Below are 17,895 nucleotides of genomic sequence, written 5' to 3' on the forward strand. Positions count from 1 at the left end.
AACCTTGTTCTAGGTCAGAATGTGCTGCACTTTGTATCCAAAGAACAATACCAATTAGAATAAGCAAGGGAGACGTGCTATGGCTGAAAACAAAGCCACCCTCAAGCTACCAGGACAAGAGGCGTATGATATGCCAATTATGTCCGGGACAGCTGGACATGACGTAATTGATGTTCGAACACTTGGAAAAAAAGGTTACTTCACCTTTGATCCTGGCTTCTTAGCCACTGCTTCGTGTGAATCGAAAATCACCTTTATCGATGGCGAACAAGGGATTCTGTTGCACCGCGGGTACTCAATTGAGGACTTAGCAAAACATGCAGACTATCTTGAAGTTTGTTACATCTTGTTATTCGGCGAAAGACCGAACGTAGAGCAATACGCTAAATTCAAAACCACTGTTACTCGCCATACTATGGTGCATGAGCAGTTGATTCACTTTTTCCAAGGTTTCCGCCGAGACTCTCACCCAATGGCCATTATGGTGGGTGTAGTTGGAGCGCTTTCTGCGTTCTATCATGATTCGATGGATATCACCAACGAGCGCCATCGCGAAATTGCGGCTTACCGACTCATTTCTAAAATGCCAACATTAGCGGCTATGAGTTACAAGTATTCAGCAGGTCAGCCTTTTGTTTATCCGCGCAACGATTTGAGCTACGCGGCAAACTTCCTCAACATGATGTTCTCGGTACCGACCGAAGAGTACAAAATTAGTGCCGTTGTTGAGCGTGCCATGGATCGCATCTTTACCCTTCATGCCGACCATGAACAAAATGCTTCAACATCAACCGTGCGTTTAGCTGGTTCATCCGGCGCTAACCCCTTTGCTTGTATTGCTGCTGGCATTGCCTGTTTATGGGGCCCAGCTCACGGTGGTGCAAATGAAGCCTGTTTGAATATGTTGGAAGAAATTGGTTCAGTTGACCGTATTCCTGAGTATATCGCACGGGCTAAAGACAAGAATGACCCATTCCGTTTAATGGGCTTTGGCCATCGTGTTTATAAAAACTACGATCCTCGCGCTACAGTAATGCGTGAAAGCTGCCACGAAGTATTAAATGAGTTGAACATTGACGACCCATTACTCGATGTGGCTATGGAGTTAGAACGTATTGCACTTTCTGACCCCTACTTCAAAGAGAAGAAACTATTCCCTAATGTGGACTTCTACTCAGGTATCGTACTTAAAGCCATTGGTATTCCGGTCAGTATGTTTACGGTTATCTTTGCCCTTTCACGTACTGTTGGTTGGATTGCCCATTGGAAAGAAATGATGGAAGAACCGACTCAACGTATCGGTCGGCCTCGTCAGCTTTATACCGGCGAACCTCAACGTCCGTTTAAATAAACTGGGTAATATAAAAAAACCGAAGCACTGCTTCGGTTTTTTTATAAGCAAGAGTAACTAGTGTTTATTTCCATAACGGTACGTCCCGTTAGCCATAAACTGCGCCACTTCATTGCGTTTTTTTGCGATCAATAAGGCGCCATCATCCATAAACAAGAAATTTTTCCAACAACGCTTGAATACCGCCCACGTGGTTTCGATGATACTTTGCTGGTCATTGCAATAATACACCACGGTATTATCTTGCCAGTCTAAATGTGCTAACAACTCTTCAGGCATACTGGCTTGCTCGCTATCCCAAACCTCTTCCCAGTTGCCTTGAGCAGACCACGTTTCAATGCTGAAAGCCCAATCTCCTTTGCGAAAAAAGTCAGGATGATCAACTTGCTTACTGATCAGCTCTTTCCACAGTATGGTGGCACGCGCCTCTGTCATCGGTTTAATTGCTTGAGCATCTTGTTCGCTAACCGGCAAATCGCTACGCTTAAATATCCAAGCTTTTTTATGTTCGTTTAAAGGAAGGTAATTCATTTAATCTCTAGGTCGCTAAGGGCTAATCAAATAAAGCACGTACTTTGGCTAGATCTTCAGGTGTATCGACTCCGTGTGCTGGTATTTCACATGCCCGAGCCATTTTAATTTTTTCACCATGCCAGAGTACCCGTAATTGCTCGAGCTTTTCTATTTTTTCTAATGGTGAAGGTGCCAAGTTAATATACTCACTAATAAAATGCGCGCGATAAGCATAAATACCAATATGTCGTGAATAATGTTCGCTGCTCCAATCACCATCCCTTTCATAAGGAACAGCTGCTCGGCTAAAGTACAAAGCATGTTGCTGCTTATCACACACCACTTTTACTACATTAGGATCGACGATATCCTCTTGCTGTTCAATAGGAACACACAGGCTGGCCATTTTAACTTCAGGAGCCTGTTCCAATAATTGAGCCACTTGGCTAACCACCCTGGGTGGTATTAAAGGCTCATCTCCTTGCACATTCACCACAATGGTATCGTCAGCAAAATTTAGCGTTTGGCAAACTTCGGCCAACCGTTCAGTACCGGATTCGTGGGTAGCAGCAGTGAGCACCACCTCGGCACCAAAGCCGTTGGCAGCATCCACAATACGCTGATCATCAGTAGCTATCACCACCCGCTCGGCGCCGGATTGTTTAGCCTGCAAATAAACCCGCTCAATCATGCTTTTACCAGCAATATCCTGCAGCGGTTTTCCCGGTAATCGGCTCGACTGATAACGCGCAGGAATAACGACAACAAAGCTCATTGAGGCAGCTCATTAGCGGACATTTCGCGCGCTTCATTCACCAACAAAACGGGGATCGCATCATTAATTGGATAAGCTAAACGGTCAAACTTACAGACCAACTCGTTATTTGGCTTGTCATAATGTAACTTTCCTTTGCACAACGGACAGGCCACAATTTCTAATACGTTATGTTCTACTGACATGCTGTTTTTCCTGTAATAGTGAGAAAAAATGCTGGTAAAAGGCGTCTGGTAATAGGCTATCTACGGGTAAATAGACCCACTCCTGTCCGGCGTTTCCCCGATACTTAATAGCATCTTTCTCGGTCATAATTAGACGTTTTGAATGTAATTCTTGGTATTGTTCGTGACTCAGCTCACGATGGTCACTCAAGCTAATCTGCTGCTTGGCGGTACAGTTAAGGGAAGCTAAAGAGTCAAAAAAGCGTTGCGGATTGCCAATCCCGGCCATTGCTGCATCAAACTGCTTATCGCCCAAATAAGGCTGACCATCACTCACCCTACGCAAGGCGCAAGGCTTAAGCTGCAAAGAGTAGCTTTGCTTAGAAAATGCCGGCTCGCCATTACTTATAATCATATCCACAGTGCTTAAACGCTGAGGCGGTTCGCGTAACGGGCCTGCGGGCAAACACAATTTATTGCCTAAACCGCGCTGAGCCTCAATCACTACAATTTCTATATCGCGCTGCAAGGCATAGTGTTGCAGTCCATCATCACAAATAACCAAATCAACGCCCTGCTCAAGCAAGGTTTGACACGCTTGGCTACGATTAGGATCCACCACTACCGGACATTGAGTACGTAAATGGATCAGCAGCGGTTCATCACCACAGTGTTTTGCTAGGCTTTGCTGATGAACCACATAAGGATAACTTGGGGCTTTAGCGCCATAACCGCGGCTAACGACTCCTGGCTTATAGCCACGGCGCTGCGCTTGTTCCACCAGCGCAAGTACAACAGGAGTTTTACCGTTACCACCTACGCTGATATTGCCCACCACCACTACCGGTACTGGGCTACGATAGCTAGTTAAAAAACCTGCGTAGGCGAAGCGTCTACACTTGGCTAGGAAACGAAACAGGTAACTTAAGGGCAGCAATAAAGTCAGCTTAATAAGATGCTGACTTTTATTTTGATACCAAAATTTCACTAATGCTCACCAAACTGAATTTGATGTAGTTGATAATAGGCACCCTGCTTGGCTAACAACTCTTTATGCGTGCCCTGCTCAACCACTTGCCCCTCGTCTAACACCACAATTTTGTCGGCGCCTTCAATAGTAGAAAGGCGGTGGGCAATTACAATAGCGGTGCGGTCGGCACATACTTTATCTATTGCCTGTTGAATTTTTCGCTCAGACTCAGTATCCAAGGCCGATGTAGCTTCGTCTAAAATCAACACTGGTGAATCTTTTAACAAGGCGCGAGCTATCGCAATACGTTGTCGCTGACCGCCCGATAACATCACCCCTTTTTCACCAATAATGGTATCGAAGCCTTCTTCAAAGTTTTCGACAAAGCTAGTTACATTGGCGATTTCTGCAACTTGTTCAATTTCTTCACGCGAGGCACTTGCCTTGGCGTAACCGATATTATCGGCCACGCTGCCACTGAACAAATGAACCGTCTGCGATACCTGAGCAAATTGCTCACGCAAATTATCTAGCTGATATTCTTCAACCGGACGACCATCAAGCAAAACTTGACCACTAGTGGCCTCATAAAACTTCGGTAACAGCGAGGCAATAGTTGACTTACCGCTACCAGAGCGACCCACCAAGGCCACGGTTTGTCCCGCTTCAATGGTCAAATCAATACCTTTTAACACCATTTGATTTTTAGTGGGATACTTAAATTCAACCTTATTTAAACGAATATCCCCTTTGGCCCGTGGTGTGGTATACGTGCCGCTATCAGGTTCTGGTTCCAAATCTAACAAAGTAAACAAACTAGTACAGGCTGCCATGGCTTTTTGCACATCATTATTTAACTGAGTAATAACTTTTAAAGGCTTCAATAACATCATCATAGAAGTCACAATGATGGTAAAAGTACCCGCACTAAGCTGCTCGACCAATTGCGGTGAAGAAGCAGCAAACAACACAATCGCTAAGCCAATTGATGCAATAAATTGTACCGCTGGGTTGGCAATAGCCGATACCGTTGCCATTTTCATTTGCTGACGACGAATCATATTGCTGGCATGGTCAAAACGCAGTGCTTCTTTAGGCTGACCGCCAAAGGAGAGAATTTCCTTATGGCCGTTTAGCATTTGTTCACTGGTAGTCGTAACGTTACCCACGGCGTGCTGCATTCCAGTACTAATTTTACGAAAACGGCGACTCACGAAATTAATCGCGATGCCAACCGGAGGACCAATAACAAAGAAAATCAGTGACAGTTGCCAGCTATTGTAAAACATAAGCGTTAGCAAGCCGATAATAGTGGCCCCTTCGCGCACTAGGTTAACTAAGCTTGCGGTAGCTGCGGTGCTCACTTGGTTTGAATCATAGGTAATTTTAGACAACAGTGTACCGGTGGGGTTTTTATCAAAAAACGACACTGGCATTCTCATCAAATGGTTAAAAATTTGGCGTTGAATTTTCATCACCAAATGGCCACCAACCCAAGCCATGCCATAACTACTGGCAAAACCGCAGATCCCCCTTAGCAATACAATACCCAAAACAAAAACAGGCATGTAAGTTAAAACCTGAGGGTTTTTCCCGGTTAAACCTTCGTCAATGAGGGGCTTAATGGAATAGACAAACATAGTATCAACCGCGCCATAACCGATCATACCGATAATGGCCATAATCAGCCCTATTTTGCGTTCTTTTACGTAGCTTAATAAACGGAGAAAGTTAGCTTTTGTATCAGTAGCTGTATCTGGAATCATAAGAACAAAGTTATTCCATCGGAAAAATTGCCCTAGTTTAGCGGTTTATAGAAAAATCACCAACTGATGATTTGTTGATACCATGGACTCATAACTCGGTGCCGTTCTAGACGGACTTGATATGCCCGTTCATCAATATTGAGCTTGATGGCTCCATCGTGCCCAGTAATAAATTGTTGGCTGCCTGCATACCGAGCCAGCACCTCTTCTGCCGGAAAATTAAAACGGTTAAACGCGCCACTACTGTGGATCACCACTTCTGCTTGCAAGGCTTCGACAAAAGCTACAGAAGAAGAGCTAGCACTGCCATGATGCGGGCTAAGCAAAAAACTCACTTTGCCTAGACCTTGCTCAAGCAACTGTTGCTCGGCTTTTGCTTCGATATCGCCACTGAGTAACAAGCGGTATTGACCATCGTCGATCAACAATACACATGAGCCATTGTTACCATCACCTAACTCGGCCATATAATAATTTAGTGATAAACGCCCCCATTGTTCTACTCCACTGCAACCACTTGATGGCAAACGCGGATCCCGACCATAGTGATGTTCTGCCTCAGGAAAGGCTTGCTCCAATACTAAGCGCCCACCTGCGTGGTCGTTATCTCCATGGCTGATCACAATATCACGGACTCGTTTTACCGCCAGATTGGCCAGTAAAGGAAGCAAGGTGCTTTGTGCATGATTAAAGCCACTACGATACCGAGGCCCAGTGTCGTAAATGAGTGCCTCGCCTTGATGCACCACTACCACCGCTAAACCTTGCCCCACATCTAACACATAAACCTGCCAAGATTGAGTCGAATGGCTCAGGCCAAGCATAGAAGGCAATAATAATGAGGCCAGTAGAAACACTCTAGAAACCGCTTTAGGCAACACCAATAACGCCAGAATAAAGCTAGGCATAAGCAACAGTAAACCGCTTAGCAAGGCCGGACTGCTAAAGCTAAGCGCTTGTTTCGATTCAAAATAAACTATAGCGCCATATAACAGGCTAAATAGACTATCTACAATGCCCGCGACGGCTTCAAACCAAGGAGTTAAGCTCAACATTCCTAATAACAAGGTGAGAGGGACTAACACAGAGCTAAATAAAGGCACCGCAACCAAGTTGAGTACTAAGGCGAAGCTGGGCACCACCCCAAACATCATCACCTGAACCGGCAGCATCGCCAGACCTAGAGCCAATTGAATGATAAACAAACTTTGCCATTTACTGCGACTCCTCCACCATAAACACAGTAAAACGACACTAACCGCAATATACGATAACCAAAACCCGTTGTTGTATAGGCTAAACGGCCAAAGTAGCAAAATGATATACGCACTTATCAATAGCGCACTAGCGGGACGACGCCGTTCACCCAGCAGGAAGAACAACAACAAACAAGCATACATTAACCAAGCACGCATCATTGACAGCGGCCAGTTCGCCAGCCAACAGTAGAGTAAACAGCTCAACAAACTGAATAGCAAAGACAGCGATTCAGAGCGAAGTTTTACACCACGACAAAACCCTCGAAACAACAACCAAGACCAAAATGCGGCAATGCCAAGGTGCAAGCCCGATAAAACAAATAAGTGACCTAAACCGGAACGTTGATAGAGACTAATCCGTGGCTGGCTTAATAAGCGTTTATCCCCCACCATCAGAGCCAAGATCTCGCCGCCATGCTGATAAGCTTTTAACTTCTCAGCCATCAACTGCAGCGCAGGCTCTCGCCACTCACTACTCGCATCGATGACTTGAAATTCAAGCAAACTGCCACGCCCTACAATATTTTTTGATAACAGCCATCTTGCATAGTTAAACCCTGCGGGATTAACGTTAGCATAAGCAGGCTTAAGCTTGGCTGTTCCACGAATAACTTGACCCACTTGCAAGGATGTTGCTGGCTTTTTAATCGCAGAATATAAAATTAACTTAGGCTTCCACCACGCTATACTGTGTTTAGCATTAACCAGATCAATTTCTACGGTGATTTTTTGCCAGTATTGATTATTATCAACTGCCAAGACTTTACCAATTATGCTAGAGTTGGCCGTTTTTTGTTGGATAGCGAGCACCCATGATTGATAATAGATGCCGTGTACACCAATCCAACATAGCCCAAATATGAAGCCAGCAGCCCAAAGCTTTCTTTTCCACAGTAAAGCAGCCAGTGCAACACAGCTAACATATAAAAGAGGCAGGCTAAGCAAGCTTGGCCAGACTAACGACGAAGTCATTGCTAGCAAACTGGCTAGTAAAAAGGCATTCATGCGCAATAAAAAGTTTTTTATCAGTAACTAAACTATATGCCAAAAAAGACGATACAACGATTTATTCCTAAGACTGAAGACTTGAAAGCCAGCAAGCATCTTAAGTTCTTTGGAGAATGGCTACACAACCCAAATTTATGGCATTTAAATCGTCGCTCCGCTGCCGGTGCCTTTGCTATTGGGTTATTCGTTGCCTTTATTCCACTGCCCTCCCAAATGATTATTGCTGCTGCGCTAGCGATATTATTTAAAGTTAATCTTCCCTTATCGGTGGCCTTAGTGTGGGTGTCCAACCCGTTTACCATCCCCGCTATTTTTTATTTTTGTTATCTGGTTGGAGCCTCAATCTTGGGTAAAGCCATTACCCAAGTGCATATAGAGTTTTCTTGGGAAGGCATAGAACATCTGATCGCCACCGTTGGCCCCTCGTTTTTACTAGGTAGTTTAGTTTGCGGCATATTCTTCTCAATATGCGGCTACTTTTCAATTAACGCTCTGTGGCGTTACTCCGTTAGACGCCGCTACCGCAAACGTCGTTAAGCCAATAGAAAAACAAAAAGGAGCCGATTGGCTCCTTTTTTAATCGCTTGCAAGGGGTTTACCCCAACTCTTGGGCAGGTTTCACTCTAGTCGCCTGCCAGGCTGGCCATATTGTAGCTAACATACTTAAGATTAAAGCCGCGGCCACTACCACAAACACATCGCTCCACAGTAACTTGGCCGGTAAAAAATCGATGAAATAGATGTCAGCCGATAGCAAGCTGTGGCCTAAGGCTTGCTCTAGCCAGCCCACTAAATGAGGCAAGCCCAAACTCCCTAACACACCGAAAACCGCGCCCCAAAGGCAGCCTAGAATCCCATTGTAAGAGCCATAAACCACAAAACTGCGCAGCAGGGTGGCATCCGATGCTCCCATGGTTTTTAGGATCGCAATATCACCGCGTTTCTCGCTCACCGCTAAAATAAGCGTGGACACAATATTGAAGCTTGCCACAGCCACAATTAACAGCATGATGGCGTACATAATGGTACGAACTAATTGAATATCTTGATATAAATAACCGTATTGGCGAGTCCAACTTTTAATGAAAACTAATTGGGGGAAAGTCTTTGCCACCGAACGCACAATCTCATCGGCAAATAAAGGCTGGTCAACTTTTAAACTGATGCCAGTCACCCCCTCTTGCCACTGGCTGAGCTGCTGCGCATAGGCCAAGTTAATAAAACCTAATTGATTATCCAGTTGCCCACCAGCCCGCATCAAACCAACCACTTTAACCCTTACCCGTTGTGGCGAACTAAGATGTTGCTGCTGTGGCTTAGGCAACAATAGCGTGACTTGCTCGCCAATTGTGATGCCCAAATGTTTAGCAATACCTGCACCAAGTATCAGTTGTGGCTGGTTTTCAGACAGGGCCTGCCATGCCTCATCCCCCACGTACTGATGTAAGCTGGTCACGGTTTTTTCAGTTTCAGGATCGATCCCCTTTAGCGCCATCGCTTTCATCTTCTTACCTTTTTGGATCAAGGCGCTAAATTGGATGTAGGCGGCAGCCCCTAACACGTGGGGTTCGGCGCGTGCTGCGTCAAGTAAATGTTGATGATCGCTTAAAGGAGGGTTAACCGCTTCTAGTTCACCATGGCTAACAATGGCTAAAAAGCGTTCTCGTAATTCTCGCTCAAAGCCGTTCATTACCGACAAACCAATAATCAACACCGCCACACCTAATACAATACCCAGTGTGGAAGAGGCCGAGATAAACGAAATAAAACCGTTGCTATTGTTAGCACGGTGATAACGCAGGCCAATGAAACACGATAAAGGCAAGCGCATACTAATCTGCCTTACTAACAAAATGACCGTCTTGCATATGCGCTTGACGAGAGAATTTTGCGGCCAAAGCCAAGTCATGCGTCACCACTACAAAAGCGGTATTTAAATCACGGTTAAGCTCTAAAATAAGTTGGTAAATCGACTCGGTGCTATGGCTGTCTAGGTTGCCGGTGGGTTCATCAGCCAATACCAAACTGGGTTGATTAACCAAAGCGCGAGCGATGGCGGTGCGCTGGCGTTCTCCGCCAGAGAGCTCAGCAGGACGGTGTTTTAAACGGTGCCCCAGGCCTACTCGTTCTAACAAGGCTTGCGCCTGTTGGTAGGCAGCAGTCTTGGCGACGCCTGCGATTAATAAAGGCATAGCTACATTTTCTAAGGCGGAAAACTCACCCAATAGATGATGAAACTGATAAATAAAACCCAGTTTTTGATTACGTAGTTTAGCCAATTGTTTACTGCTTAAGCCCGCTAGGCTTTGTCCTTCGATACTCACCTCACCTTGATTGGCATCATCAAGGCCGCCGAGAATATGCAATAAGGTACTTTTACCAGAACCAGAGCTACCCACAATGGCCACCGCTTCACCAGACTGAACCGCGAAGTCGACACCGTGCAATACCTCGGTTAACTGCTTGCCATCTTGATAAGTTTTACAAATATTAGTTGCCACTAAAACGGGCTGAGCGCTTTGCTCACTCATATCTAAGAGCCTCTGCTGGATGAATCTTACTGGCTTGCCAAGCCGGATAAATGGTTGCCACAATGCTGAGCAACATCGCTGCAGTGGTGATAAATAAAATTTGCTCGCTACGCAGTACTACCGGCAAGCCCGTACCACCAAAATTAGCGGCAAAGTTTAAGCCCAAGGCTGACATCACCGGGTTAATATTGGCACTTAAGGCATAACCGCTTAAGGCGCCAACCGCAGCCCCAACACAACCACTCCACGCCCCTTGGGTAACAAACACCATCACCACTTTTGCGCGTGACAAACCCAAGGTTTGTAAAATAGCAACGTCGCTGCGTTTTTCACCCACCATCATGACTAGACTAGATAAAATATTAAATGCAGCCACGGCAATAATCAGGCAAAACAACATACCCATCATGTTCTTTTCCATTTTCACCGCGGCGAATAGCTCCCCATAGAAACGACGCCAATCTTGAAACTCTACCCCGGCCTTGTGCAAACTAGCCGCGAGGGTTTCAATCTTAAAGGGGTCGTCTAAATAGATGCGCTGCTGGCTCACCTTAGTTAAAGGAGAACGCAGTAATCTGGCACTGTCTTGTTGATTAACTAGTATGAATTGCTTATCCACTTCGGCGGCAAACTCAAAAATACCGGCAACCTGAAAATTACGCTGCGACGGCATTTCCCCTAGCGGGGTATAGACCAAGCGGTCGGTGGCCAATAAACGAATGTTATCGCCTAGGCGCACGCCCAAGGCATTGGCGACACCAATGCCTATCACCACCTTATAACTGCCCGGTTGTAGGGCATCTAAATCCCCTATCAGCATTTTTTGTCGAAGCAGCTCGGCATCGGCTTGAGCATTCACATCAATGCCTTGCATCATCGCGGCATGTAAATTAGAAGTGCTTTGCAATACCACTTCACTAAGCACTAAAGGTGCATGAGCATAACCCGAAAGTTGCGGGGGAATCGGCTGTTCAGCAGCCAAAGTCAGGTGGGGAACAAGATTAAGTATGCGTTGTTTCAGTTGCTGCTCAAAGCCATTCATCACCGAAATAACAGTAATTAAGGCAGCTACGCCTAGGGTAATCCCCAGCGTCGAAAACCAACTAACAAATGACGCAAAACGTTGCTGTTTGGCTCCGCGTGAGAACCGCCATGCTATAAAGCCAATCAATTTCATCGAAGCAACGGACATCCCTAAGCTTTTAAAAAACGCGCTAATCATACCGTGCGCCCTGCACAGCAACAAGTAACATAGCTTGCTTAATCACATAAAAATCAAAGATAATCAGTATATTTGCAATTGCTTGCTCAAGTTGTTGTAATTTCGCCTTCAACTACGCTTTAAAGCATGGTTATTTGTCACTCGCCGCTGGGCGTTTGTAGGAAAATATGCAAGAACAACAATATTTTAGTGTATCTCACCAACTCAACGTGAATATCGAAGTGATTGAACAAGCAGAGCTGCCTCAATCACATGCTGAGTTTGAAGCCAGTATTCCAGAACCGTTTATTCTCGCCAATGGCTCACAACATTCTTTAATAGGGCTACGTGCACTAAAGCAGCTAGGTGAAGCGGGTGAACAATTATTAACTTACCTACAAAACCAAGAACAAAAACTTAATCGTGTTTTAAGCTATGTTTTAGCCCAGCAGGATAGTCCGGAACATCGCACCATTAGCCAGTTATTTGGTGGTTCAGAGATCCACTGCGTTTGGCCACAAGCGCTAGCTAAAGGCCAAGCCTTACGGCTAAAGATTTTCTTGCCTGAAGAGTCCAGTGCCGTGTTTTGTTATGGCGAGGTCAAACACAGTGAAGCACTAGCTCACAGTAAAGAACATTTATTGGAAATCAGTTATAGCTGGATCCGCGAAGAAGATGTTGAAGCCCTAGTACGAGCCAGTCTGCATGTGCAGAGCCAGCAACTAAAAGCTCGAGCAGATGCTCGACAACAAGCCGAAAAATAAGAGTTTTCTGTGTTACTAAATTTACCCTGCCCGACCGCTGCGGGCGACAATAAGCAAGTCAGCAACCTGCCGGGCAGTGCCTTGGCCCTGGTGATTCAACAATACATTGGCCAACTCGACGCACCGATTGTTATTCTCACTGAAGATACTCGCAGCGCCTTGCAAATTGAGCGCGAAGTGAACGGGCTTAACCCCAGCCGCCCCTTACATTTGCTACCCGATTGGGAAACCTTGCCCTACGATAACTTTTCGCCTCATCAAGACATCGTATCGCAACGGATTTTAAGCCTTAACCAATTAAGCCAAGACCGAAACAGCGTGCTCATCGCGCCTATGGCGACGTGGTTACAACGCTGCGCCCCGGCGGAGTTTTTAGCTAAACACAGCTTGCAGCTCAAAGTGGGTCAAAGCCTAAACTTGGCCGCCTTTAAAGAGCGCTTAGTGAATGCTGGCTATCAGCATGTTGATCAGGTGATGGAACACGGCGAGTTCGCCTTACGCGGCAGCCTGTTAGATCTGTTCCCCATGGGCAGCGAGCAGCCGTTTCGTTTGGACTTTTTCGATGACGAGTTAGACAGCATTCGGCAGTTTGACCCCGATACCCAGCGCAGTTCAGACCAACAACAAAGCATTACCTTGCTGCCCGCTCACGAGTTTCCCACCGATAGCAGCGGCATCGAAACTTTTCGCCAGCAGTGGCGGGATCGCTTCGAGCCAAGCCGCGATGCCGGCTCAATTTACCAACAGGTTTCCAAAGGCATTATGCCTGCGGGTATTGAATACTACTTGCCCTTATTTCATAGCCACACCGAAAGCTTGAGCGACCAATTAGCGCCCAATACCGTGGTGATTAAGGTGGGTGATTTAGATCAGGCTGGGCGACAGTTTTGGCATGAACTCAGCCAGCGCTATGAAAACCGCCGCCATGATAAAGCCAGACCAATACTGCCGCCAGACGAGCTCTATCAAAGCACCGAGCAGTGTTTAAAAGAGCTGAAACTGTTTGCTAGCGTCAAATTGCACAAGGGCCCAGCCAGAAATAGCCAAGGTAAGCTAAATCTAGAGGCTCATGCACTGCCCGATTTAACCGTTAACCATCGCTTGAATCTGCCGCTGCAAGCGCTGAGTCACTACCTAGAGCATCACCCCAAGCTTAAAACCTGTTTTATTGCCGAAACCGAAGGCCGCCGCGAAGCGCTTAAAAACCTGCTCAGCCCGCTAAAACTAAAGCTAAAAGATTACGCTACGCTGAACGACTTTATCAGCAGCGAGCAGCAATTGGCGATGGTAGTAGCGCCGCTAGAAAAGGGCTTTGAACTTAGCCAGCCGCAACTGCAAGTGATTACCGAAGTCGACCTACTAGGTGACAAAGTAAGAGCCAAACAACGTAAGGCGTCCAATAAAACCCTTAACCCCGATGTGTTGATCCGTAACTTGGCGGAACTGAGCATCGGCCAGCCCGTGGTACATATAGAACACGGTATAGGGCGCTACCAAGGCCTTACCAGCTTTGAAAACGGCGGCATTAAAACCGAATTTCTCAGCTTGGAATATGCCAACCAAGCCAAATTGTACGTACCGGTGAATGCGCTGCATCTGATTAGCCGTTATTCTGGCGCCAACGATGAAACCGCGCCACTGCATAAGCTGGGTAATGACCAGTGGCAAAAAGCCAAGCAAAAAGCGGCGGAAAAAATCCGTGATGTGGCCGCCGAGCTGCTAGAAGTTTACGCCAAACGCGCCGCCAAACCGGGCTTTGCTTATCAAATGGATGATACGGCGTACCAGCAATTTGCCGCCGACTTCCCCTTTGAAGAAACCGACGACCAACAACAAGCCATTCAGGCCACACTTAGCGATATGCAAGCGCCCAATGCTATGGATCGGCTAGTTTGTGGTGATGTAGGTTTTGGTAAAACCGAAGTGGCCATGCGAGCAGCGTTTGTGGCGGTGAATGCCGGTAAACAAGTGGCAGTATTAGTGCCCACCACGCTGCTGGCACAACAGCATTATGACAATTTTTGTGACCGCTTTGCCAATTGGCCGATAGAGGTAGCGGCACTATCGCGCTTTAAAACCGCTAAAGAGCAAACGCAAATTATTAAAGATGTTAAGGCTGGCAAAATTGACATCATCATTGGTACCCACAAATTACTGAGCAAAGAATTGCAGTTTGCCAATTTGGGGCTGCTAGTCATTGATGAAGAACATCGCTTTGGGGTGCGCCAAAAAGAACAAATTAAAGCGATGCGCGCCAATGTGGATATTCTCACGCTAACCGCCACGCCTATTCCGAGAACGTTAAATATGGCGATGAGTGGCATGCGTGATTTGTCGATTATTGCCACTCCCCCAGCTAAGCGCTTGGCGGTAAAAACCTTTGTTCGCCAACATGAACCCGCATTAATCAAAGAAGCGATTAGCCGTGAAGTAATGCGTGGTGGTCAGGTATATTTTCTGCACAACAAAGTGGAAACCATTGACCGAGTGGCCCAAGAGTTGAGCGAGTGGTTACCTCAGGCCCGCATTACCGTAGCCCACGGGCAAATGCGCGAGCGCGAGCTAGAGCGGATCATGAGTGACTTCCACCACCAACGTTTTAATGTATTGGTATGTACCACCATTATTGAAACTGGCATCGATATTCCCAGCGCCAATACCATTATTATCAACCGCGCCGACAACTTTGGTTTAGCCCAGTTACACCAATTGCGAGGACGAGTGGGTCGCTCTCATCACCAAGCTTATGCCTACTTGCTCACCCCGCCGCCCAAGCTGATTACCAAGGACGCGCTAAAACGCTTAGACGCCATTGCCCAACTAGAAGATTTAGGCGCAGGCTTTACCTTAGCCACTCATGACTTAGAAATCCGTGGTGCAGGTGAACTACTCGGTGATGACCAAAGCGGACAAATTGAAGCGGTGGGTTTCACCCTGTATATGGAAATGCTCGACCGCGCGGTAAGCGCCCTGAAAAAAGGCCAAGATCTTAACTGGGATTTAAGTCAAAGCGAGCAAGCAGAAGTAGAACTGCGTATTCCTGCCCTGTTGCCCGACGACTACATCTTCGATGTGACTACCCGTTTAACCATGTATAAGCGCATTGCTAACTGTAGCGAGGCAGCAGAAATGCGCGAGCTACAAGTGGAACTGATTGACCGCTTTGGCTTACTGCCAGAGCAGGCTAAAAACCTGTTTGAGGTGCAAAAATTCAAGATTGCCGCCGAGCATTTAGGCATTAAAAAAATAGAAGCCGGCCCCAAAGGTGGCGTGGTCGAGTTTGCGGAATCCACAAAAGTTAATGCCGCTTTCCTAGTAAGCCTGTTACAATCTCAACCAGCTATCTATCGTTTAGAGGGCGCAAATAAACTCAAATTTGCCGTGCCTAGCGACAGCCCAGAGCAACGATTAAGCCTTATTGAATTATTATTGGAGCAATTTACTGCCAATGCGTCTAATTCTTAAAAATGCCCTACAACTCTGCAGCTTGGCCGCCATCACCTTAACCAGCATCCCCAGCTTTGCCGAAGAGCCTCGCTGGTTTGATGTTGAGGTCATTTTCTTTAAACGCAACATCGATGTGGCAAGTACTCAAGAATACTGGCCCCAGCCGCAACAAATCAGTGTGAATACCAGCGAACCGCTGTTAGGCCCTTTGTTTGCTTGTGAGCAACCTTGTGTTAGCCCTAGGTTTGACCAACTACCTGTCACCATAGATGGCAGAGGTTGGCCGGTAAGCGGCAGCACTAAACGGCGCATACTCAGTAAATCACAATTAGAACTCAGTGATGAGTTTGCAAAACTACAACAGCACGCGGGCTTTACTCCACTGCTACACATTGGTTGGCGAGAAGTGGTTGCTCCGCGCAACCGCGCTAAGCACTACACTGTGCAAGCAGGTAAAGATTTTTCTACCCGCTTTAACAGCGATGGTCAGCTATTGTCTGCCAGTGCACCGCAAGCCGCCGACGCCATCGACTTAAGCGCAGAAAATTTGTCTTTGTTTGACTTAGAAGAGGCAGCAACAGAGCAAACCGCCCCAGAGACAAGTGCCCTATGGGAGCTTGAAGGTGGTTTTCGTGTTTACCTTCAGCACTACCTGTATATAGAAAGTGAGCTGATTCTTAAACGCCCAGTAGAAGTGGAACAAGCCTTAACAGCAGAGCCTGTAGAGCCGCTGGCAGTAGTAGAAACAACAACCAACGAAACTCTTGAGCAAGTGAATGTTCCAGCGAACGTAACAGTGGCCGAGGTGGTGGATCCAAATGCTGAAGCCCCTGCGGTGGTGGTAGTCACTCCCGATATGCAAACATCGGAGCAAGGTGCGTTAGTTAAAGAGTTTCATACCGTTGAGCAACTACACAGCTTTAAGTTTGATCAAAAACGCCGCGTGCGCTCTGGCGAAATTCACTACTTCGACCATCCGCTAATGGGCATGTTGGTGCAAATTCGCCGCAGCCCTGAAGCCGAAACCCAAGCTGAATTATTAGAGCAACCAACTAATAGCGCTCTAGAGCAAAGCATAGAACTCAGCGAAGCCAGCACCTTGCCAGAGGCTACTGGCGAAGAAACGGCCTTGTCCGAACTTCAATAAAGCGTGTTATTTGCTAATCAAACCAGCGTACTATTCACTTGTGCGCTACTCAGTCGAACCTGGTTGCTATTTGCCATAGCGGCCAGCTCTCGGCAAACCGGTGGCGACATACTAAGCCTACTCTACCCCGAACATCGCTGGTTTTACTTAGGGCTGGCAATAGGCGCCCTACCGCTGAGCCGACTACTACTGCCCCGCTTATGGGCTAAAGTTTCAGAAAAAATACAACTGTGGGGACTATTGCTGATACTAGTCGCCGATATTAGCCTGCAAGTACACGCCATCAATCTAAATCACTGGCGCTTCGAGTTACTCAACGCCATTACCCTGTGGCTAAGTTTACTGCTTGGCTTTATTTTGCTAAAAGCCGCTCTAAGCAAGCAGCCTACGCTTGCCAAATAAAGCTGTTTAACACCTCTCCTAAAGGCCGAAGCACTTTCGTTAATTTCATCCCCGGTTATTTAAGACCCAGCTTGCGCTTGAGCCAAAGTCAATCAGCGCTAATCTAGCGACCTCAGCCCTGCTGATACCACTAACTATTAATACAGTATTAAAAGAATTCGAGAGAAGGTGCGACAAAGCGAGCCTTAAAAGGCCTAAATTGTTCTCGCTTTGTTTTTGCCTGTTCTTATAACCTTATGAATTTTATCGTTTTGTTGTTGGTGCCATTAAATTTACCGCGCCCAAATTTTGCGCTGTAAAACTTCGGTTTTTACTGGTAAGTTATTGTCATTATTGAGTAATTTTACTTGGAATGAGTTTTACCTAGGTAAAAACGGCTGGGGTTTAATGAGAAGTCCGGGTAATACCCTGTTATATGCTACGAGCTGCCAGTAGCTATTTTGGCAGCAACTTAGAACGGAGATAATTATGTCGAGTACTGGAGAAAAACCAGGTAAAGGGGTTTACGTATGTACCAAGTGCGGTCAAAAAGTAGTTCTTGATGATACCTCGGACACACTTCCACCTTGCCCGCGATGTCAAGAAACTGAATACAAC

At 46.5% G+C, this 17,895-nt stretch carries 16 protein-coding genes; 7 read left to right on the top strand and 9 right to left on the bottom strand.

The genetic code is table 11. From position 1 onward, the window contains the following. Nucleotides 1-79: 79 nt before the first annotated feature. Nucleotides 80-1,351 carry a citrate synthase gene (gene gltA / locus ACQY6Q_RS01360; protein WP_427976972.1) on the top strand — a complete coding sequence of 424 codons (1,272 nt, stop codon included), beginning with the start codon at nt 80-82 and terminating at the stop codon, nt 1,349-1,351. A 57-nt stretch (nt 1,352-1,408) separates the two neighbouring features. Here gltA and ACQY6Q_RS01365 read toward each other — a convergent pair whose 3' ends face one another. Genes ACQY6Q_RS01365 through ACQY6Q_RS01390 form a run of 6 tightly spaced genes read right to left on the bottom strand, consistent with a single transcriptional unit; the run spans nt 1,409 to nt 7,803 of the window. Continuing rightward, nucleotides 1,409-1,882 (bottom strand): DUF2947 domain-containing protein, encoded by a 474-nt coding sequence (locus ACQY6Q_RS01365; protein WP_427976975.1) that lies wholly within the window; start codon nt 1,880-1,882, stop codon nt 1,409-1,411. Nucleotides 1,883-1,904: 22 nt separating this feature from the next. Beyond that, nucleotides 1,905-2,639, bottom strand: a complete 735-nt coding sequence (gene kdsB / locus ACQY6Q_RS01370) for a 3-deoxy-manno-octulosonate cytidylyltransferase (protein WP_427976978.1) — start codon at nt 2,637-2,639, stop codon at nt 1,905-1,907. Then, nucleotides 2,636-2,824 carry a Trm112 family protein gene (locus ACQY6Q_RS01375; protein ID WP_055731964.1) on the bottom strand — a complete coding sequence of 63 codons (189 nt, stop codon included), beginning with the start codon at nt 2,822-2,824 and terminating at the stop codon, nt 2,636-2,638. The genes kdsB and ACQY6Q_RS01375 overlap by 4 nt, the downstream gene beginning before the upstream one ends. Continuing rightward, entirely contained in the window at nt 2,808-3,791 is a 984-nt protein-coding gene (gene lpxK / locus ACQY6Q_RS01380; RefSeq protein WP_427976982.1) for a tetraacyldisaccharide 4'-kinase, read from the bottom strand. The genes ACQY6Q_RS01375 and lpxK overlap by 17 nt, the downstream gene beginning before the upstream one ends. Then, nucleotides 3,791-5,539: a lipid A export permease/ATP-binding protein MsbA gene (gene msbA, locus ACQY6Q_RS01385; protein ID WP_427976984.1), complete on the bottom strand. Its 1,749-nt coding sequence runs from the start codon at nt 5,537-5,539 to the stop codon at nt 3,791-3,793. Before msbA ends, lpxK begins: the two co-directional genes overlap by 1 nt. A 56-nt stretch (nt 5,540-5,595) precedes the next feature. Beyond that, nucleotides 5,596-7,803: a DNA internalization-related competence protein ComEC/Rec2 gene (locus ACQY6Q_RS01390; RefSeq protein WP_427976987.1), complete on the bottom strand. Its 2,208-nt coding sequence runs from the start codon at nt 7,801-7,803 to the stop codon at nt 5,596-5,598. A 36-nt stretch (nt 7,804-7,839) separates the two neighbouring features. Here ACQY6Q_RS01390 and ACQY6Q_RS01395 point away from each other — a divergent pair, with 36 nt between their 5' ends. After that, nucleotides 7,840-8,343, top strand: a complete 504-nt coding sequence (locus ACQY6Q_RS01395) for a DUF2062 domain-containing protein (protein WP_055731966.1) — start codon at nt 7,840-7,842, stop codon at nt 8,341-8,343. Nucleotides 8,344-8,401: 58 nt separating this feature from the next. On the opposite strand, the gene lolE is transcribed toward ACQY6Q_RS01395, so the two are convergent. Genes lolE through ACQY6Q_RS01410 form a run of 3 tightly spaced genes read right to left on the bottom strand, consistent with a single transcriptional unit; the run spans nt 8,402 to nt 11,559 of the window. Further along, a complete protein-coding gene (gene lolE / locus ACQY6Q_RS01400; protein WP_427976990.1) occupies nt 8,402-9,637 on the bottom strand; it encodes a lipoprotein-releasing ABC transporter permease subunit LolE in 1,236 nt (411 codons plus the stop codon). 1 nt (nt 9,638) lies between these two features. Continuing rightward, on the bottom strand, nt 9,639-10,337 hold the full coding sequence (gene lolD, locus ACQY6Q_RS01405; protein ID WP_055731968.1) for a lipoprotein-releasing ABC transporter ATP-binding protein LolD: 699 nt from the start codon (nt 10,335-10,337) through the stop codon (nt 9,639-9,641). Further along, entirely contained in the window at nt 10,330-11,559 is a 1,230-nt protein-coding gene (locus tag ACQY6Q_RS01410; RefSeq protein ID WP_427976993.1) for a lipoprotein-releasing ABC transporter permease subunit, read from the bottom strand. The genes lolD and ACQY6Q_RS01410 overlap by 8 nt, the downstream gene beginning before the upstream one ends. A 167-nt stretch (nt 11,560-11,726) precedes the next feature. On the opposite strand from ACQY6Q_RS01410, the gene ACQY6Q_RS01415 reads away from it, so the two are divergent. From ACQY6Q_RS01415 to ACQY6Q_RS01435, 5 genes are all read left to right on the top strand, one after another. Next, entirely contained in the window at nt 11,727-12,302 is a 576-nt protein-coding gene (locus tag ACQY6Q_RS01415; RefSeq protein ID WP_427976995.1) for a hypothetical protein, read from the top strand. Between the two features lie 9 nt (nt 12,303-12,311). Beyond that, entirely contained in the window at nt 12,312-15,767 is a 3,456-nt protein-coding gene (mfd, locus tag ACQY6Q_RS01420) for a transcription-repair coupling factor (protein WP_427976998.1), read from the top strand. Next, nucleotides 15,751-16,896, top strand: coding sequence for a peptidoglycan binding protein CsiV (locus tag ACQY6Q_RS01425; protein WP_427977000.1), 1,146 nt, complete (start codon nt 15,751-15,753; stop codon nt 16,894-16,896). Before mfd ends, ACQY6Q_RS01425 begins: the two co-directional genes overlap by 17 nt. Nucleotides 16,897-16,899: 3 nt before the next feature. After that, entirely contained in the window at nt 16,900-17,298 is a 399-nt protein-coding gene (locus ACQY6Q_RS01430) for a DUF2919 family protein (protein WP_427977002.1), read from the top strand. Between the two features lie 465 nt (nt 17,299-17,763). Beyond that, nucleotides 17,764-17,895 (top strand): zinc ribbon-containing protein (locus tag ACQY6Q_RS01435; RefSeq protein ID WP_427977008.1); only part of this gene is annotated, 132 nt, incomplete at its 3' end.

The organism is Agarivorans sp. (assembly GCF_050295395.1).
Classification (GTDB): domain Bacteria; phylum Pseudomonadota; class Gammaproteobacteria; order Enterobacterales; family Celerinatantimonadaceae; genus Agarivorans.